At 66.7% G+C, this 17,754-nt stretch carries 16 protein-coding genes; 11 read left to right on the forward strand and 5 right to left on the reverse strand.

Annotated elements, in window-relative coordinates; genetic code table 11:
* Positions 1 to 10: 10 nt before the first annotated feature.
* From C7I84_RS13295 to C7I84_RS13305, 3 genes are all read right to left on the reverse strand, one after another.
* Positions 11 to 751, reverse strand: coding sequence for a hypothetical protein (locus C7I84_RS13295; protein WP_106772674.1), 741 nt, complete (start codon positions 749 to 751; stop codon positions 11 to 13).
* A 108-nt stretch (positions 752 to 859) separates the two neighbouring features.
* Entirely contained in the window at positions 860 to 2,590 is a 1,731-nt protein-coding gene (locus tag C7I84_RS13300; protein WP_245428428.1) for a glycerol-3-phosphate dehydrogenase/oxidase, read from the reverse strand.
* A gap of 1 nt (position 2,591) precedes the next feature.
* Positions 2,592 to 3,629 carry an alcohol dehydrogenase catalytic domain-containing protein gene (locus C7I84_RS13305; protein ID WP_106772675.1) on the reverse strand — a complete coding sequence of 346 codons (1,038 nt, stop codon included), beginning with the start codon at positions 3,627 to 3,629 and terminating at the stop codon, positions 2,592 to 2,594.
* A gap of 267 nt (positions 3,630 to 3,896) precedes the next feature.
* Between C7I84_RS13305 and C7I84_RS13310 the strand changes: the two genes are divergently transcribed.
* The 5 genes from C7I84_RS13310 to C7I84_RS13330 all read left to right on the forward strand — a co-directional run bounded on the left by C7I84_RS13310 (position 3,897) and on the right by C7I84_RS13330 (position 9,575).
* Positions 3,897 to 4,868: a carbohydrate kinase family protein gene (locus C7I84_RS13310; RefSeq protein ID WP_106772676.1), complete on the forward strand. Its 972-nt coding sequence runs from the start codon at positions 3,897 to 3,899 to the stop codon at positions 4,866 to 4,868.
* Positions 4,869 to 4,993: 125 nt separating this feature from the next.
* Positions 4,994 to 5,941 (forward strand): substrate-binding domain-containing protein, encoded by a 948-nt coding sequence (locus C7I84_RS13315; protein ID WP_106772677.1) that lies wholly within the window; start codon positions 4,994 to 4,996, stop codon positions 5,939 to 5,941.
* Positions 5,942 to 6,004: 63 nt separating this feature from the next.
* Positions 6,005 to 7,495, forward strand: coding sequence for a sugar ABC transporter ATP-binding protein (locus C7I84_RS13320; RefSeq protein ID WP_106772678.1), 1,491 nt, complete (start codon positions 6,005 to 6,007; stop codon positions 7,493 to 7,495).
* 15 nt (positions 7,496 to 7,510) lie between these two features.
* A complete protein-coding gene (locus C7I84_RS13325; RefSeq protein ID WP_106772679.1) occupies positions 7,511 to 8,503 on the forward strand; it encodes an ABC transporter permease in 993 nt (330 codons plus the stop codon).
* 70 nt (positions 8,504 to 8,573) lie between these two features.
* Positions 8,574 to 9,575: a sugar-binding transcriptional regulator gene (locus C7I84_RS13330; protein ID WP_245428429.1), complete on the forward strand. Its 1,002-nt coding sequence runs from the start codon at positions 8,574 to 8,576 to the stop codon at positions 9,573 to 9,575.
* A gap of 25 nt (positions 9,576 to 9,600) precedes the next feature.
* Here the strand turns inward: C7I84_RS13330 and C7I84_RS13335 are convergent, their stop codons facing one another.
* Positions 9,601 to 10,626, reverse strand: coding sequence for a sugar-binding transcriptional regulator (locus C7I84_RS13335; RefSeq protein ID WP_245428430.1), 1,026 nt, complete (start codon positions 10,624 to 10,626; stop codon positions 9,601 to 9,603).
* 181 nt (positions 10,627 to 10,807) lie between these two features.
* On the opposite strand from C7I84_RS13335, the gene C7I84_RS13340 reads away from it, so the two are divergent.
* The 4 genes from C7I84_RS13340 to C7I84_RS13355 all read left to right on the forward strand — a co-directional run bounded on the left by C7I84_RS13340 (position 10,808) and on the right by C7I84_RS13355 (position 15,646).
* Complete coding sequence (locus C7I84_RS13340; RefSeq protein ID WP_106772681.1) at positions 10,808 to 12,139, forward strand: NAD(P)H-dependent oxidoreductase; 1,332 nt, start codon at positions 10,808 to 10,810, stop codon at positions 12,137 to 12,139.
* A gap of 63 nt (positions 12,140 to 12,202) precedes the next feature.
* On the forward strand, positions 12,203 to 13,231 hold the full coding sequence (locus tag C7I84_RS13345) for a thiamine pyrophosphate-dependent dehydrogenase E1 component subunit alpha (protein WP_106772682.1): 1,029 nt from the start codon (positions 12,203 to 12,205) through the stop codon (positions 13,229 to 13,231).
* A 24-nt stretch (positions 13,232 to 13,255) separates the two neighbouring features.
* Positions 13,256 to 14,254, forward strand: a complete 999-nt coding sequence (locus C7I84_RS13350) for an alpha-ketoacid dehydrogenase subunit beta (protein WP_106772683.1) — start codon at positions 13,256 to 13,258, stop codon at positions 14,252 to 14,254.
* 3 nt (positions 14,255 to 14,257) lie between these two features.
* A complete protein-coding gene (locus C7I84_RS13355) occupies positions 14,258 to 15,646 on the forward strand; it encodes an acetoin dehydrogenase dihydrolipoyllysine-residue acetyltransferase subunit (protein ID WP_106772684.1) in 1,389 nt (462 codons plus the stop codon).
* 84 nt (positions 15,647 to 15,730) lie between these two features.
* On the opposite strand, the gene C7I84_RS13360 is transcribed toward C7I84_RS13355, so the two are convergent.
* Positions 15,731 to 16,396, reverse strand: coding sequence for an HAD family hydrolase (locus C7I84_RS13360; RefSeq protein WP_106772685.1), 666 nt, complete (start codon positions 16,394 to 16,396; stop codon positions 15,731 to 15,733).
* 225 nt (positions 16,397 to 16,621) lie between these two features.
* Here C7I84_RS13360 and C7I84_RS13365 point away from each other — a divergent pair, with 225 nt between their 5' ends.
* Together C7I84_RS13365 and srlA are read left to right on the forward strand one after the other, a co-directional pair.
* Positions 16,622 to 16,972 carry a transcriptional regulator GutM gene (locus tag C7I84_RS13365; RefSeq protein WP_425351340.1) on the forward strand — a complete coding sequence of 117 codons (351 nt, stop codon included), beginning with the start codon at positions 16,622 to 16,624 and terminating at the stop codon, positions 16,970 to 16,972.
* A 42-nt stretch (positions 16,973 to 17,014) separates the two neighbouring features.
* Positions 17,015 to 17,749, forward strand: a complete 735-nt coding sequence (gene srlA, locus C7I84_RS13370) for a PTS glucitol/sorbitol transporter subunit IIC (RefSeq protein WP_106772719.1) — start codon at positions 17,015 to 17,017, stop codon at positions 17,747 to 17,749.
* The last annotated feature ends 5 nt before the right edge of the window (positions 17,750 to 17,754 follow it).

Consider the following 17,754-nt stretch of genomic DNA (forward strand, 5'->3'; position numbering starts at 1 on the left):
TCGCGGCATTTCAGGGAAGGTGCGGGGCGATCTCTGCAAGAAGCCCGGCAAGGGCCGTCAGGTCGTCCGACCCTCGCATGGCCTCGGCGAAATCGTCATAGCGGATGTCCACCGCGATCGCCGCGGCCTCATAGATGCCCTCGTCGGCGGTCAGGTCGTCGTTGATGCTGACGACCAGCATGGAGAGCGCCAGGATCGCGGCGACGACCAGATTCGCGTCCTGCTGCGTGCTGCCCTCCGAACCCGACAGCGCTGCGGGGGAGGCGACGGGCTGAGCCCCCACAATCGCCACGGCAACCTGCGCGGCGTGGCGGCTTGGCGCGGAAGCGTCTGCTTCCCTGTCGTCATCCCCGATCGCCGCCGCCGCCAGCTCGTAGGCCTTGGCGAAGGCGAGCTCGCTGACGCTCGGATTGTGTACGCCTCTTGCGATCAGAAGCGCCTTGGCGGCGGCATAATGGGTTCGCGCGACGAGCTCGGCGTTTTCGGCGGTCGGCTTGGCAAGCAGGGCCAGAGGCAGCGCGACGACATGGCCCGCATGGGCCCGCGGGTCGGCTGAGGCGATGCTCAAGGCAAGGCTCTCCAGGCGGCTGAGTGCCTTGTCGGAGAGTTCGGCAAGCGCCCGCGCGGTTTGCGGCAGACCTTCCCCGTCGCGTCCCAGCCTGTCCAGCGAACCCTTGACCTCGCGCGCCAGGAAGCGCGCGTTGCGCATGTTCTCCTTGATCACCGTCCGCAGCGAGGCATGGTTGGACATCGTCGGCTTCCTCGAAGGCATTGTGCTCTGGCGGCACACGCTACCCGAATTTAGGGGGTACGGACGTTTCCGCCAATAGCCTTGTCTCGGGCCGGGTGCGATACACTGCTAGCCTGTCGGTCGCATGACATCGGCCTCCTCGAAGCCGACGCCATGCCGCCGGGCCTCCCGGATTACCGCGGCGATCTGCGCGTCGCGCGTCGCATCGTTCCAGCCCAGCGCAGCGGCGGCGATGCCGCCCACGGCTTCGATGGCCGCGCGCGACAATCTGCCGGAAAGCGCGATGTCGGTGCGGCGGAAAAGAAGATCGGCCAATCTTGCGACCGCCTCGGTGCGGCAGAGAAAGGCGATCTCGCCGGTGGAGTAGTCCGGCAATGCCGGCAGCGGTTCATCTGTCCCCTCGAGAGCGGCCGCCAGAACCTTCGCATAAGTGCCGTACCGGTCGAACAGCGTTGCGGCGCGCGCGCGGTCGCCGCGCACCCGCCCGGCGAGGTCGGCGATGAAGGTCTGCCGCGCCGAGGCGCTTTGCGGAAAATCCCTGCCGCCGCCGATCGGCATCTCGCGCGTGTGCCGCCGGCGCGCGCGCCCGAGCCTGCCGAGGACGAGGTCGGCCGCCTGTTCGGAAAAGCCGCGGAACGTCGTCCACTTGCCGCCGATCAGCGAGAGGATCGGCGTATCGCTGCTCGGCAGACGGTCCTCGGCGATGTGGTGGTCGCGGCTGACCGCGCCGGGATCGAGGCCGTCGGCGCGCGGCAGCGGCCGCACGCCCCAATAGGTGAAGACGACATCGGACCGGCCAAGCGGTATGTCCGGAAAGATCTCCGACACGACGCCGAGGAGATAACGGATTTCGATCTCGTCGCAGCCTGCTTCGTCCGGGTCGGCGACCGGGATGTCGGTGGAGCCGATCAGCACGTTGCCCATCAGCGGATAGAGCAGGTTCACGCGCCCGTCGCGGGTGCCGAAGTAGATCATCCGGCCTTTCAGCGCATCGAGAAGGCGCTGGTTGCGGACGATCACATGCGCGCCCTTGTTGCCGCCCATGTGGCTGCTGTCCACGCCGAGCGCGGCGTTGACCTTGTCGATCCAGGCGCCGCCCGCATTGACGACGATGTCGGCGCGCACGGCATGGGTGCGGCCGGTCGCTTCCTCCGCAAGCAGGAGCGTGCCGCCTTCGCCGCGTCCCGTGGCCGGCATGTAGTTGCGGGCGACGCTGCGCTCGTTCAGCGCGAGACCGTCGCGCACCAGTTCGAGGCCTAGCCGCTCGGCGTGGGTGACGCGGCCTTCGTAGTAGATGCCGACCGATCCGATGCCCTTGTCGAGGTCCGGCATCTCACGCCTGAGCGCGTCGCCGCGCAGGAAGCGGTGGGAGGGCATGGTCTGAAAATGGCGGCCATAGAGATCGTAGAGCGTCAGCCCGATCTTGGTGATGATCTGGCCGCGATCGTTGAGCTTGGAGGGCCGGCGGAAAAAGCGCTGCGCCGAAGCCCAGATGCCGCCGAACACCGACCGGACGGGCAGCACCGTCTCCAGCGGTTTTACATAATGGGGCGCGTTGCGCAGCAGCAGGTTGCGCTCCAGCGCGGATTCCCTGACCAGGCGGAACTCGCCGGTCTCCAGATACTTGATGCCGCCGTGGATGAGCCGCGAAGGTGCCGCGCTGGCACCCGAGCAGAAGTCGCCGCGGTCGACCAGCAGGCAGTCCACGCCCTGGGCGGAGAGGTCCCGGAACAGGCCGCAGCCGTTGATCCCGGCGCCGAGGATGACCACCGGATAGTGGGAGCGGATCGGCCGCGCGAACGGGCCTGCCGCCGGATCGGCCATGCCGGAAGTCGCCATCTCAAGCGTCCAGGATCGCCACCTTGATCGCCGAGCCCTGCTCGGCAGTCGCCAGCGCCGCCGAAATCTCGGCAAGCCCGAAGCGGTGCGTCAGCATGGAATCGACCTCGAAGCGGCCACTGGCGATCAGCTTCAGCGCCTGCTCGAACTGCAGCCGCGTCAGGCCGAAGGCACCTGTGACCATCACCTCGTTGTAGTGGATCGCATTGACGTCGAGCTGCGCCTTCTCGCCGGCCGAAAAGCCCGCGAACAGGCTCACGCGGCCGCGGTGGCGGGCAAGCGCCAGCGCGTCGTCGGCAAGCGCCGGGACGCCGATCGCGACGATCACCACATCGGCGCCGAGCCCATCCGTCTGATCGCGCACGATGGCCGGCAGATCCTCGGCAGTCGGGTCGACGGCGAGGTCGGCACCGGCTGCGCGCGCGGCCTCGCGCCGCAACGGATTGGGCTCGCTGACGATCACCTTGTGGGCGCCGGAATGGCGCGCCAGCTTGACGTGCAGGATGCCGATCGGCCCCGATCCCAGCACGACGACCGTATCGCCGCGATAGACGCCGACACGCTCCTGGCCGTTGATGACGCAGGCGAGCGGCTCGGCGAGCGCCGCCTTGTCATAGGTCAGACCCTCGGGAAGGGCGAACACGTTGCCGCGGGCCAGACCCGCCGCTGGGATGCGGATATATTCGGCGAAGGCGCCGTCGATCTCGTAGCCGATGGCCTGCAGGTTCTGGCAGAGGTTTTCGTAGCCGCGGACGCAGTGCTGGCAATGGCCGCAGGCGATTGCCGGGCAGACGCAGACCGCCTGGCCGGGGCTCCATCCGCCGGCTTTGCCCCCGGCCACCACTTCGCCGGCGAACTCATGCCCGAGGATGGAGGGATAACGCACGCCCATGGTCTTGCGGCCGCGGAATATGCGGATGTCGGTGCCGCAGACCGTCGCCGCCTTCACCCGGACGAGGAGGTCCCCCGGTGCAAGCTCCGGGTCGGGCACGGTGTCGAACGACAGCACATTAGGTGCCGTGAGAACGCCAGCCTTCATGGCGAGTCCCTCCTGTTTTTCCCCCAACTTTGAACATTTGTGATTTTGTATGTCAATACGTGCGAACTGGTGATCGCAGGTTTAGGGGGCGGCGGGCTCCGGAAGGCCGCAGGCCGTCAAACTATTAGTCTCCTGCATTCACATGACGGCCCCAACTTATGATCATTCATTGGAATGAATGTGCAGAAAAGTGCTTGACGGCCTGCGGATCGCATTGCACACTTCATCTGCATATGGCACAAAAGTGCAAACGCTGTGGGAGGCAGTATGGTGGCCGACTGGCAATATGACTACGCCTCGATGGGCTTCTACACCTTCGACTGTCTGGGCTGGCCGTTCCAGACCGTGCCTCCTGGCGGCGGCACGGTGCTTCTCCAGGAGATCGCGATGGCCGTGTCGGGCGCGGCCGGCGTGGCGGTGATCGCAGCGGCCAAGATGGGCCTGAAGAGCCTCGCCGTCGGCGGTGTCGGCGACGACTTGATGGGCGATTGGGTTCTGGAGCGCATCGCGCATTTCGGCGCCGACATAAGCGCCCTGCAGCGCATTCCGGGCTCAAAAACCTCCTCCTCGATCGTGCTGACCCGCCAGGACGGCTCGCGCCCGGCGCTGCACATGAAGGGCGCCACCGGGGATTTCGTCATCAGGCCGGAGGCGTTTGATACCGTCACCGATGCGCGGGTCTTTCACCTCGGCGGTGTCGGGCTGATGGATGCGATGGACGGCGAGGCCAACGCGGCGCTGATGAAGCACGCGCAGGCGCGCGGCTGCGTCACCACGGTCGACATCTTCGCCGGCTCGGCGGCCGATCTTCCCGATGTCGACGCGGTGCTGCCCCACACCGACTATTTCATGCCGTCGATCGACGAGGCGCGGGCGCTGAGCGGCCTCGAGTCGATCGATGACTGCGTGAAGTTCTTCCTGGATCGCGGCACAAAAGCCTGCGTCTTCACGCTCGGCGAGGACGGCGCCCATTACGGCGATGCCGAGGGCGTCTCCTTCCGGGTGCCTGCCTTCGACATCGAGGTCAAGGACACCTGCGGCTGCGGCGATGCCTTCGACGCGGGTTACGCGGTCGCGCTCTGCCGTGGTCTGGATGCCGAGACGGCGGTGCGTTTTGCCCAGGCGACCTCGGCACTCAATGCAACGGGACTGGGCTCCCAGGCCGGCGTCCAGTCCTTCGACCATACGTGGGATTTCATGGAGAAGACGCCCGTGAAGCGGGCTCTCCGGGCGGCCTGACGGCTCGTTCTTACGCCTGTTTCGCGAATGCCGCCGGCGGGATGCGCCGCCGGGCTGGAGGATGGTGCGCGCGGCGGCGCGCGCAAATCTGGTCGACAACAATCTGTTAGTGTGAGGAGAAAACCATGATCCTGAAATCCTTCGCCGCGCTCTGCGGCCTGGCGACCGCCTGTCTCGCCACCGGCGCGTTCGCGCAGAACCAGGCGGACCTGATCAAGCCGGTCGACAAGGAACTGACCTTCGTGTTCATCCCGAAGGTTATCCACCCCTGGTACGACGTGGTTGCCGAAGGCAGCAAGTTCGCGGCCGAGGAGATCGCCAAGGAAGGCATCAAGATCAACGTCATCTGGGACCAGCCGCCGCAGGCCGACGTCGCCGACCAGAACCAGCGCATCGAGGCCAATATCGGCAAGAAGCCCGACGGCCTGGCGGTTGCCTGCCTCGACCAGGCGACCAACGTGCAACTGCTGACCGAGGCGAAGGACGCGGGCCTCAACGTCTACACGTTCAACTCCTTCTGCGACGAGAAATTCCCCTTCGTCGGCCAGAAGAACAGCTATCAGGACGGCTACGATCTCGGCGAGTTCCTGGCCAAGCATCTCGACGGCAAGGGCAAGGTCGGCATCCTGGCCGGCAGCCTGACGGCCACCGACCATGTCGAGCGCATCCAGGGCTTCAAGAAGGCGCTGGAAGCGCATCCGGACATGCAGATCGTGTTCGAGCAGCCGGACAACGACGTGCTCGAGGAGGCAGTGACGCTCACCGAGAACGCCCTGCAGGCGCATCCCGACATCGCCGGCTTCTTCGGCTCCAACGCCTCCAACCCGATCGGCGCGGCACGCGCCATCAAGAACGCCGGTCTCACCGGCAAGGTGGCGGTCGTCGGCATGGACGATCTGCCGGAGGCGGTGGACTTCGTCTGCGACGGCACCATCACCGCGCTCAAGGCGCAGCGCCAGTGGGACATCGGCTACTGGGCCGTCCGCTACATGCTGGCGATGAACCAGAACCACACCTATCCCTGGGACCACAACACCGGGTCGCGTTTCATCACCAAGACTGACTGCGAGTAATCCGGTCGGACCGCAGAGCGGGACGCGCGCGGAAGCGCGCGTCCCAGGCCGCGGAGCGAGCTCATGAACCACTTTGCCTTCGAAGCCCGCAGTGTCTCGCGTTCCTTCGGCGTCGTCCAGGCGCTGAAGGACGTGTCGATCGGCATTCGCCCCGGCGAGATCCATGCGCTGATCGGCGAGAACGGCGCCGGCAAGTCGACGCTGATGAACATCTTCTGCGGCAAGCTGCAGCCTTCCGAAGGCGAGCTTTTCCGCAACGGCGCGAAGGTCTCCTTCCATGCGCCGATCGATGCCCAGCGGGCAGGGGTGGCGATCACCCCGCAGGAAGTCAACCTGGTGCCGAACCTGTCGGTCGCCGAGAACATCATGCTCGGCGCGCATCTCACCAGGGGTATTGCCATCGACTGGCGCGCGACGCGCAAGGCGGCGATCGACCATCTTCATACCGTCGACGACACGATCGATCCGCGCGTGCCGGTGTCGACGCTGTCCAAGGCCCATCAGCAGCTCGTGCAGATCGCCCGCGCGGCGGCGACCGACGCCAAAATCCTGATCTTCGACGAGCCGACGGCGGCGCTCACTTATCGTGAGACGGAAAAGCTCTACGCCTATCTCAATGCTTTCCGAGCGGCCGGCGGTTCCGCCTTCTACATTTCGCACCGGCTCGACGAGATTCTTGATCTTTCCGACCGCATCTCGGTGCTGCGCGACGGCCGCTTCGTTGGCGAGCTCGATCCCAGCCAGGCTTCCAAGGACGACATGGTGCGGATGATGGCCGGCCGCCTCGTCGGCAAGGGCAACGCGGCGCCGCGCCTGATGCCGGACGGCGCCGAAACGGTGCTGAAGGTGTCGAGCCTCACCCGTCGCGGCGAGTTCGAGAATGTCAGCTTCGAACTGAGGAAGGGCGAGATTCTCGGCGTTTCCGGTCTTGTCGGCTCAGGCCGCACCGAGGTGGCGAAATGCATCTTCGGCCTGACCCGCAGCGACGCCGGCGACATCGAGCTCTATGGCCGGCCGAGCGGCATCGGCGCGCCGGCCGACGCCATCCGCCAAGGCCTCGTCTACCTGCCGGAGGAGCGCAAGCAGGAAGGCATCTTCCCGCTGCTCAGCATCGCCGAGAACATGGCGCTGCCCAATCTCGGCCGCTTCCGTGGCATTGCGCGCATGCGCAGCGGCGAAATGTTCGCCGAGGTGCAGCGTTTGGTCTCCGACCTGAAGATCAAGATCGGTCACCCGAGGGATCGCATCACCTCGCTGTCGGGCGGCAACCAGCAGAAGGTCATCATCGGCCGCTGGCTGATGAAGAATTCCAGGATCCTGATCATGGACGAGCCGACCCGCGGCATCGACGTCGCGGCGAAGTTCGAGATCCAGCGCCAGCTGCGCATGCTGACCGAGAGCACCGGTCTGTCGATCATCTTCATCTCGTCGGAGCTGGAGGAGGTGCTCGACGTGTCGGACCGCATCCTGGTGATGCACGAGGGCAAGGTGAAGGGAATCTTTCCGGCCGGCGAGGCGACGCAGGAATCGCTGCTTCAGGCGGCGATGAGTTGAAGAAGGAAAAGAGCCATGACTGCCGAGAGCCACAGCGCCGCACCGGCCACGACGTTCCGCCCGCGGCCCGGCCTAGTCGCCCGCTTCTGGCGCTGGGAGGCGAGCGGCATTCTCGTCGCGCTGATCGCGCTGGTGGTGGTGCTGTCGCTCTCCACCGACAACTTCCTGTCCTCCTACAACATGTCCGTGGTGGCGCGGCAGGCGGCTTTCGTCGGGCTGGTGGCGCTCGGCCAGACGCTGGTGCTCCTTGTCGGCGGCATCGATCTTTCGGTGGGGGCGGCGGCCGGACTGTCGGCGATCGTCGGGTCATTGCTCCTGACGATGTTCGGGGTCCATCCCTATCTGGTCATTCCGCTGACCATGGCGTTCGGGCTGATGCTCGGCCTCATCAACGGCGCCTTCATCGCCGGCTTGCGGCTCAATCCCTTCATCGTCACGCTGGCGACCTGGGAAATCTTCGCCGGCATGACGCTCGTCATCACCAAGGGTTATCCGATCCGGCCGCTCGGCGAGACATTCGCGGTCTTCGGCAAGGGCGAGATTCTCGGCGTGCCGGTGCCGGTCGTCATCTTCCTCGCCGCCGGGATCATCCTGATCTGGATGCTCACCCAGACGCGGCTCGGCCGCAACATCTTCGCCGTCGGCGGCAACCGCGACGCGGCGGTGCTGGCCGGCATCCGCGTCAAATATGTCGAGCTCACAGCCTTCGCGCTCGCCGGCATGTTCGCCGCGCTCGCCGGCATCCTTTTCGCCAGCCGCATGGATGCCGGCCAGCCGTCGGTCGGCGAGGGCTGGCTGATGGGCGCCATCACCGCCGCCATCCTCGGCGGCACCAGCCTGCGCGGCGGGCAGGGATCGATCGTCGGCACCATGCTCGGCGCGCTGCTGCTGGCGGTGCTCGCCAACGGCACGGTGCTGCTCAACGTGTCCGGCTTCTGGCAGCGCGTCATCGTCGGCTGCGTGGTTCTGATCGCCGTGCTCGTCGATCTCTTCCGGCGGCGCGACTGACGCTGTGGGAAAAAGCGGTTCCTGACAAGTTTAGCTTTATCGGTTCCGTGGAAGCGCTATGAAAAACGGCGTGAAACGGAGCCGATCGACGCCGGTGCAGGACAATCCGGGAAAGCCGTCAAGGCCGGGCGAGGCGGAGCTGGGTGCCGACATCAAGGCGCGCGTCGCCTGGCTCTACTACATGGAAGGCATGACCCAGGACCAGATCGCCCAGGAAGTCGGGCTGCACCGCACCCGCGTGCTGCGCATGCTGTCGGCCTCGCGCCAGGACGGCACGGTGCAGATCCGGGTCACGGCCAATCTGAGCCGCTGCGTCGAACTGGAGCGGTGCCTCGAAGCTACATACGGCATCGAGCGCGCCATCGTCATTCCCGAGCCGCGCGAGGCGGCGCAGGTCTCGCAGACGATCGGAGCGGTGCTCGGCGCCTATATCGCCGACAACCTGACCGACCGCATGACGATCGGGCTGGGCTGGGGACGCACGCTCAGCTGCGCCCTGCCGGCGATCGTCAACAACGGCCATTCCGATATGACGGTGGTGTCGCTGCTCGGCGGCCTGACCAAGGTCAGCACCGTCAACCCGAGCGAGTTCGCCTGGCGCATGGCGGATCGGCTTTCGGCGAGCTGCTACATGCTGGCAGCACCCGTCTTCGCGCCGGACGCCCGCACGCGCGAAGCGCTGATGACGCATCCCGGCATCCGCGAGATATTCCACCGGGCCACGCAGCTCGACATGGCGATTCTCAGCGTCGGCGACCTGTCGCCGCAATCGACCTTCGCCGAATACGGCCTGCTGGAGCGCGACGAGCTGGCCTCGCTGCATCGCGCCGGCGCCGTCGGCGACATCCTGTGCCGGTTCATTAATGCCGAAGGCGAGGTGATCGACCATCCCGTCAACGAGCGGGTGGTTGCGGTCGATCCCCGCAACCTCACCGGCGCGCGCAAGCTCGTTCTCGCCTCCGGCGGATGGCATAAATATCAGGTGATCCTGGCGTCGATCCGCCTGTTGCGGCCGCATGTGCTGGTCACGGACGAGGTCGTCGCGGAGCGCCTTGTCGAGACGACGGGCTGATCCCCGTTTCCGGAGGCCGTCCGGATCAGTCCGCCTGGGCCAGCAGGGCGCGGGCGCTCGCCTCGTCGGTGATGAACACCGTCGGGCGCACGAGGGCGATGCCGCCGCGCAGCGAGTCGATCTTTTCGGGGCCGCCCGACGCCAGGATGCGCTCCTTGGCCCTGCACACCCGGTCGATGCCGACGGACATGACGAGGTCGTTGAACGGATGGTCGACCATGCGTCCATCGCGGTCGAAATAATGGAACAGCAGGTCGCCGACCGCGCCGGCCTCGATCAGCGACTTGCGAAGCTCCTCCGACAGGTAGCCGACGCGGAACGTGGTGCCGGCGCCCTGGATCGCGCCGACGCTGAGCACGGCGAGGTCCAGCTCGCTCGCCATGTCCATGACGGTGCCGAGCCCGCACTTCTCGATCAGCGTCTTCTTGGTCTCGACGCTGTCGACTACCGCTGGCGCGGCGAGCAGATAGGCGTCGCCGCCAAATATCTGGGCGAACCGCCAGACGAATTCGGTCGGGTTGAAGCGGCGGACCTGGGCGACGCCGCCGAGCAGCGAGATAACCCTCAAATTGTCCAGCGAGCGTTCGCTCATGAAGGGCAGGGACTGCAGCAGGGTGCGGCCCCAGCCCAGCCCGACCACCGTGTCCGGGCGCACGATCTCCGACAGATAGGCTCCGACCGTGGCGCTGATCGCCGGGACCGGATCCCGCTCCGGCTGCGACAGCGGTGCCACGATCACCCGCTCGATACCGAAGCGCTGCTCGAGGCCGCGCTCCAGCTCCGTCAGCTCGGCGAGCTGGCCGACCACGGAGACGCGCACCTCGTGGCGCGCACGCGCATCCGCGAGCAGCCGCACCACCGTGACCCTGCCGATGCCCAGCGCATCGGCGATCTCATTCTGCGTCATCTCCTCGACATAATACATCCACGCGGCGCGCAGCCTGAGCCGCTCCGACTTGCCGGTCGAAATCGGTGTGTCGGACGCCGGCGACGCCGTCGCACGATCGTCTTGCCGCCTGCCTTTCGCACTCTTTCCGTCGCGCTCGCTCAACCCCGGACTCCCGAACTCTTCCCCTTCCTGTCATCACCGAATCCGTTCGCCCATGCAACGAAAAATGGAGATCGAAATGAACAAATGTCTTGTTAGTAAGCGTAATGTTCTATAAGACGAAAGGTAACGACATTGCAGTGCGCGCGGCGTCAGCGCCGTCGCGCAAGGAGGAAAGAAGCGCATGACAATCGCCAATGTGGGCTTCGCGGCCGAGCTGGTCGCGCGTGCCGAAAAGCATGGTCCGGTGACGATCGGCCTTGCCGGTGCCGGCCAGATGGGCACTGACATGGTGGTGCAGATGTCGCTCATTCCCGGCGTTCGGCTGGGCGCGCTCTCGGAAGTCAACATGCAGGCGGCACGCGACGCGCTGGCGCTGGCCGGCCACGCGACGTCGGACATCGTCGAGGCGAGCTCGGCCAATGGCATCGATGCGGCGATCGAGGCGGGCAGGGTGGCGCTCACCGGCGACTTCAAGGCGCTGTGCGCGGCCGGCCGCATCGACGTGGTGATCGACGCCACCGGCAATCCGAACGTCGGCACGCTGATCGCATTGGAAGCATTCCGCAACGGCAAGCACGTCGTCATGCTGAACGTCGAGGCCGACATCACCATCGGCCGTCATCTGAAGGCCGAGGCGCGCAAGGCCGGTGTCATCTACACCGGCGCCGCCGGCGACGAGCCGGCCGCCACGCTGGAGATCATGGGTTTTGCCCAGGCGCTCGGCTTCGAGATCGTCGCCGCCGGCAAGGGCAAGAACAACGCGCTGAAGTTCGACGCGACGCCCGACGCCTACGAGGAGGAAGCGCGACGCCGCAACATGAACGCCCGCATGCTCGTCGAGTTCGTCGACGGCTCGAAGACGATGATCGAGATGGTCGCCGTCGCCAACGCCACCGGCCTGGTGCCGGACGTGCCTGGCATGCACGGTCCGGCCGCGACACGCGACGAGCTTGCCCAGGTGCTGTGCACCAAGGCGGACGGCGGTATCCTGTCGAAGAGCGGCGTCGTCGACTACTCGATCGGCAAGGGCGTGGCGCCCGGCGTCTTCTGCATCGTCAAGCCGCGCCATCCGCGCGTGCTGGAGCGCATGACCGACCTCAAGGTCGGCCCAGGCCCTTGCTACACGATCTTCCGCCCGTATCACCTGACCAGCCTCGAAGTGCCGCTTTCGGCGATCCGCGCCGTCACACACGGCGTTCCGGACATGGAGCCCGTCGACCACCCCGTCGCCGAATGCGTGGCGCTCGCCAAGCGCGACCTCAACCCCGGCGACACGCTCGGCAAGATCGGCGAATACGACTATCGCGGCTTCGCCATGACCTGGCAGGACGCCTCGAACGAGCGCGCGCTGCCGCTCGGGCTGGCGGAGCGCGCCACGGTGACCAGGCCCGTCAAGGCCGGCGAGCGGCTCACCTATGCGAACTGCACGCCCGACGACAGCCTGGTCATCACCCAGATCCGGCGCCGGCTCGACCAGACCGACGCGGTCTACGCCGGCGGCGCTGCCGCCTGAGGCGGCACCGGCCGGCCGGGCGCCGGCACACACATCGTCGTTTCTGAACTGGAGGTTTGACCCATGGCCAAGGCTCAGGCGCAAGCTGTTGCCGATTCCGTTCGCGGCGACAACCGCCCGTTCGCGCTCAGCCACTTCGAGCCGGCGGTGCTCGAGGATGCGCTGCGCCAGATGTACCTGATCCGCCGCTTCGAGGAGGGGGCGGAAGAAAGCTACATGCGCGGCCTGGTGCACGGCACCATGCACCTGTCGATCGGCCAGGAGGCTTCGGCGGTCGGCATCTGCCTGCCGCTCACCGATGCCGACATGATCACCTCGACCCACCGCGGCCACGGCCATTGCATCGCCAAGGGCGCCGAGGTGAAGCGCATGTTCGCCGAATTCTTCGGCAAGACCACCGGCTATTGCAAGGGGCGCGGCGGCTCGATGCACATCGCCGACGTGTCCAAGGGCAATCTCGGCGCCAACGGCATCGTCGGCGGCGGCATACCCATCGCGGTGGGTGCCGCGCTCTCGATCCGGATGCAGAAGCGCAACGACGTGGTCGTCTCCTTCTTCGGCGACGGCGCCAACAACGAGGGCGCCTTCCACGAGGCGCTCAACATCGCGGCGGTCTGGAAGCTGCCGGTGATCTTCGTGTGCGAGAACAACGGTTACGGCATGTCGACCTCGACGGCGCGCTCGACCGCCGTGCCTAACGTCGCCGACCGCGCCGCCGCCTATGCCATGCCCGGCGTTATCGTCGACGGAAACGACCTGTCGGCGGTGGCGGAAGCTTCGGTCGCGGCTGTCGAGCGGGCCCGGGCCGGCGAAGGCCCGTCGCTCATCGAATGCAAGACCTATCGCCATCGCGGCCACTCCAAGAGCGACCGCAACCGCTACCGCACCAAGGAAGAGATCGAGGCCTGGATCGCCAGGGATCCGATCGGCCGGTTCGAGAGCCAGCTCGTCGAATACGGCATCATGACCCGGGATGCGGTGGAGGCGCTGCGCGAGAACGTCGAGCGCGAGATTGCCGACGGCATCGAGTTCGCCAAGGCGAGCCCTATGCCGCTGACGCAGGACGTCGCGATGTACGTCTACACCGACTGACCGACGGCAAGGCAAGAAGAGCGCATGACGATGACCACCCGTGAACTGTCCTATGCCCAGGCCATCCAGGAGGCGATGGCGATCGCCATGGAGGCGGACGAGCGAGTCTTCCTGATGGGCGAGGACATCGGCGTCTATGGCGGAGCCTTCCAGGTCACCGGCGACCTGGTCGAGCGCTTCGGCCCGGAGCGCGTGCGCGACACGCCGATCTCCGAGCTCGGCGGCGCCGGTGTCGCGGTGGGCGCGGCCGTCACCGGCATGCGGCCGATCTTCGAATTCCAGTTTTCCGATTTCGCCACGCTCGCCATGGAGCAGATCGTCAACCAGGCGGCCAAGATGCGCTACATGCTCGGCGGCGAGGTGTCGGTGCCGGTGGTGATGCGCTTTCCCGCCGGCTCGGGCACCGGCGCCGCCGCCCAGCACAGCCAGAGCCTCGAGGCGTGGTTCGGCCATGTGCCCGGCCTGAAAGTCATCCAGCCGGCGACGCCGCATGATGCCAAGGGCATGCTGCTCGCCGCGATCGCCGATCCCGACCCGGTGATGATCTTCGAGCACAAGCTGCTCTACAAGATGAAGGGCCCGGTGCCGGAGGGCCACTACACCGTGCCGATCGGCAAGGCCGAGGTGCGCCGCCAGGGCTCGCAGCTGACCATCGTGGCGACCGCGATCATGGTGCACAAGGCGCTGGAAGCGGCCGAGACGCTGGCAGCCGAGGGCATCGACGCCGAGGTGGTCGACCTCAGGACGATCCGCCCCATGGACAAGGACACCGTCATTGCCAGCGTCAAGAAGACGTCGCGGCTGCTGTGCGTCTACGAGGGCGTCAAGACGCTCGGCGTCGGCGCCGAAGTCAGCGCCATGATCGCCGAGAGCGAGGCCTTCGACTATCTGGACGGCCCGATCGTGCGGCTCGGCGGTGCCGAGACCCCGATCCCCTACAATCCGGAGCTCGAAAAGGCGGTCGTGCCGCAGGTGCCGGACATCGTCACGGCGGCGCGCGAACTGGTGAGCGGGAGGCGCTGACCGATGCCGACCGAAGTCATCCTGCCCAAGGTCGACATGGACATGGCGACCGGGCGCATCTCGCGCTGGTTCGTCGAAGAAGGCGCGGCGGTGAAGAAGGGCGACGTGCTCTTCGAGATCGAGACCGACAAGGCCGCCATGGAAATCGACGCACCCGCCAGCGGCACGCTCGCCAACGTCACCGGCCGGGAAGGCGTCGACATTCCCGTCGGCGAGGCGGTCGCCTGGATCTATGCCGAAGGCGAGACGCCGGCGAAGGCGGACGCGGCGCCGATACCTGCGGTGCCCTCCGTCCCTGGGCCGGCCGCGCCGCCCGCGCCTGCAGCCAATGGAGCCGCGCCGGCAGTGTCAGCTTCTCAGATTGAGCCGGTGGGTTCGGAACCCGTGGCCGGCATACGTGCCACGCCGCTGGCGCGGCGACTGGCACGTCAGCGCAACGTCGATCTCGCCGCCCTCGACGGCACCGGCCCCAAGGGCCGCGTGCAGGCGAAGGATGTGGAGCGGGCGGCGACGGTTGCCGCCGAAGCGAGAGAAAGGGCTCCTGCGGTCGTGCCGGCCGCCGGGCACACTCCAGCTCGTGGTGACGTGGAAGTCCGCGCAAGGGCGGTCGGACAGGCTACAGCCCCCATCACCCGCCAATCGTCGGCCGCGTCGACATGGCTGCGCCAGGGCGAGGGGACGCCGCTGGTGCTGATCCACGGTTTCGGCTCGGAGACCGCCAGCTGGCGGCCGCTGCTCACGGCGTTCGACCGAGCGATGCCGATCCTGTCGATCGATCTGCCCGGCCACGGCGCGGCCGTCGACCTGCCGGCCGGGGGCTTCGACGACCTGGTCGCGCATGTCGAGAGCGAGCTTGCCGCCCAAAACATCGGCGTGGCGCATCTCGCCGGTCATTCGCTGGGCGGCGCGGCCGCCGCCGCGGTGGCGGCCGGCGTCGCGGTCGAGGCGCGTTCGCTGTTGCTGATCGCGCCGGCCGGCCTCGGCCCGGAGATCAACACCGGCTTCACCGAAGGGTTTGCCGCTGCTCACGACGAAACTGCGCTGCGGACATGGATGCGCGAGCTGGTGGCCGATCCGGCGGTTCTTTCCGACGGCTTCGTCAACGCGACGCTGCGCGCGCGCGCCGACGGCCGCCTGCCGGCGGCGCAGACGCGGCTCGGTCCGCTGCTGTTTTCGCAGGCGACGCAGCGCTTTTCGGTGCGCGGGCTGTTCGAGCGCCTTGCCATGCCGGTCAAGGTCATTGCCGGCGGCGCCGACCGGATCATCCCGTCAAGGCATGTGCAGGGCCTGCCGGGCCATGTCGGCGTGCATCTCTTCGCCGGGCTCGGCCACATGCCGCAGCTGGAAGCGCGCGAGGCGGTCGCGAGACTGCTTGCAGAGATCGTCCGGTAGGGCATGATCCCGAAAGATTGCGGACGTTTCGGGCGAGATCGTCAAACAAGCAAAGATGCAGATGGATCGGCACTGGCCGGCCGGTCAGAGACCGTTGGCGCGCCGCCAGGCGGCGATGGCCGGCCAGCCGGCGAAGACGAGCTCTGCGCCGGCGGCCCTGAGCTGGGCGGCATGGGCGGGGCTCGAATGACCGCCTCCGGTGAAGCCGAGCACTGTCATGCCTGCCGCCACGGCCGCCTGCACGCCAAAGGGCGAATCCTCGATCACCACGCAATCCTGGGGCGCATAGCCGAGGCGCTCGGCCGCGAACAGGAACAGGTCGGGCGCCGGCTTGCCGCGCTTCACCATCGATGAACTGAAGATGGATCCTTCGAAATGAGGCAGGAGCTTCGTCAAGGTGAGGCTGTGCAGGATGCGCTCGATCGATGACGACGAGGCGACGCAACGCGGCCGGTCCAGCGTTTCGAGGAACTCGGTTATGCCCGGGGTCGGCTGCAGCTCCTCGGTGAATATATCCTTGGTCACCTTCCAGATGTCGTCCGCATGGGCGGCCGGAAACACCACCCCGGTCAGCTGCTCGATGCGGGTGAAGATATCGGCCTGCTTCATGCCGATGCATTCGGCGATCACCTCCGGCCCGATCGTCAGCCCGCGCCCTGCATAGGCATGAACATAGGCCTTGGCGGCGAGCGGCTCGCTGTCCACGAGCACGCCGTCGCAGTCGAAGATGAAGAGGCGTTCAGCCGCCATCAGGGTTCCTCCGGAGGTCCAGGTTCATGCGCGCCGCGGGGCGGCCAACACGACGACACTGTTGTGGGTGCGCACTTATACATATTGACATTCTGGAAGACAAATGTTCATTAGCCGCGATATCGGAGGAGACTAGGGAGGTACGCAGAGATGGCAATTTGGCAGTGGGCACTGCTTGCGCTCGGCCTGGTGTGGTTGATGCAGTCTATCGGCGTCTGGTTTCAGATGCGGCACTATGCCGACGTCTTCAAGGGAATTACCGGTCGCTTCCAGGACGGCTATGTCGGCGCGGGCCATGCGCGCGGCCGCTTGCGCAAGGGCACGATCGCGCTGCTCGTGGTGAGCCCGGATCTGGTCGTGCAGCGGCTACTCCTCATGACCGGCCGCTCGGTTTTCACGAAATTCCGTCGCGAGCGCGAGGTCGAGGGCATGACGCTGGCGGAATTCCGTGCCGGCCGCAACCCGGATGCCGCCGACAGCGAGGAAAAGGCAATCGCACTGGCCATCGAACAGGTCGACAAGATCCGCTCGAAGGCTGCTGCACCAGGCATCAATCAGGAATTCGCCGCCGCATGAGCGGGGGGAAGAGGGGAACGGAGGACTCGAATGCTGGCATCCATGTTAGCCGATTACGGCCATCTGAATTTACCCGATCTGGGCAGCGTCGCCACCGATGCGGCGCTGCACGGCAAGCTGGCGCTGCAGGGCGCGAGCGAAAAGCTCGTCGTCCTGGCACAGGCGGGCGGTGACATCACCGTCGACGAGTTCAAGCAGCGGCTCGATACGGTCGCCCAGGAAGAGCAGCTCGGCTGGCTCGCCAATATCGGCCGCTACTTCATCGGCATCTTCCAGAAGGGCGGCGAGGTCTTCGCCGGCTTCGTCACCGGCATCATCCCGACCCTGGTCGTGCTGATGACGGCGTTCTACGCGCTGACCGAGCTGGTCGGCGAGGAACGCGTCCACGGCATCGCCCGCGGCGCCGGGCGCATCGCGCTCACCCGCTACACGCTGCTGCCGGTGCTTTCGGTGTTCTTCCTGACCAACCCGATGGCCTATACCTTCGGCGCGTTTCTGGAGGAGAAGCACAAGCCCGCCTTCTACGACGCGGCGGTGTCCTACGTGCACCCGCCGCTCGGCCTGTTCCCCCACATCAATCCGGGCGAGTACTTCGTCTGGGGCGGCGTGCTGGTGGCGCTGCAGGAACTCGAGCGCAACGGCACCGTGCCCAACGGCTATCATATCCAGATGGCGATCTGGTACGCGATCGTCGGCCTGGTGGTGATCCTGCTCAAGGGGATGCTGACCGAACGCATCACCATGATCATGGCGCGCCGCCAGGGCGTGGAACTCTGACGTCG

This window comes from Kumtagia ephedrae (assembly GCF_003012745.1).
In the GTDB taxonomy this organism is placed as follows: domain Bacteria; phylum Pseudomonadota; class Alphaproteobacteria; order Rhizobiales; family Rhizobiaceae; genus Kumtagia; species Kumtagia ephedrae.

Coding starts and splice junctions, on each gene's coding strand:
- C7I84_RS13295 (WP_106772674.1), bottom strand. CDS start 751: ATGTCCAACCATGCCTCGCTGCGGACGGTGATCAAGGAGAACATGCGC.
- C7I84_RS13300 (WP_245428428.1), bottom strand. CDS start 2,590: ATGGCGACTTCCGGCATGGCCGATCCGGCGGCAGGCCCGTTCGCGCGG.
- C7I84_RS13305 (WP_106772675.1), bottom strand. CDS start 3,629: ATGAAGGCTGGCGTTCTCACGGCACCTAATGTGCTGTCGTTCGACACC.
- C7I84_RS13310 (WP_106772676.1), top strand. CDS start 3,897: ATGGTGGCCGACTGGCAATATGACTACGCCTCGATGGGCTTCTACACC.
- C7I84_RS13315 (WP_106772677.1), top strand. CDS start 4,994: ATGATCCTGAAATCCTTCGCCGCGCTCTGCGGCCTGGCGACCGCCTGT.
- C7I84_RS13320 (WP_106772678.1), top strand. CDS start 6,005: ATGAACCACTTTGCCTTCGAAGCCCGCAGTGTCTCGCGTTCCTTCGGC.
- C7I84_RS13325 (WP_106772679.1), top strand. CDS start 7,511: ATGACTGCCGAGAGCCACAGCGCCGCACCGGCCACGACGTTCCGCCCG.
- C7I84_RS13340 (WP_106772681.1), top strand. CDS start 10,808: ATGACAATCGCCAATGTGGGCTTCGCGGCCGAGCTGGTCGCGCGTGCC.
- C7I84_RS13345 (WP_106772682.1), top strand. CDS start 12,203: ATGGCCAAGGCTCAGGCGCAAGCTGTTGCCGATTCCGTTCGCGGCGAC.
- C7I84_RS13350 (WP_106772683.1), top strand. CDS start 13,256: ATGACGATGACCACCCGTGAACTGTCCTATGCCCAGGCCATCCAGGAG.
- C7I84_RS13355 (WP_106772684.1), top strand. CDS start 14,258: ATGCCGACCGAAGTCATCCTGCCCAAGGTCGACATGGACATGGCGACC.
- C7I84_RS13360 (WP_106772685.1), bottom strand. CDS start 16,396: ATGGCGGCTGAACGCCTCTTCATCTTCGACTGCGACGGCGTGCTCGTG.
- C7I84_RS13365 (WP_425351340.1), top strand. CDS start 16,622: ATGCGGCACTATGCCGACGTCTTCAAGGGAATTACCGGTCGCTTCCAG.
- srlA (WP_106772719.1), top strand. CDS start 17,015: ATGTTAGCCGATTACGGCCATCTGAATTTACCCGATCTGGGCAGCGTC.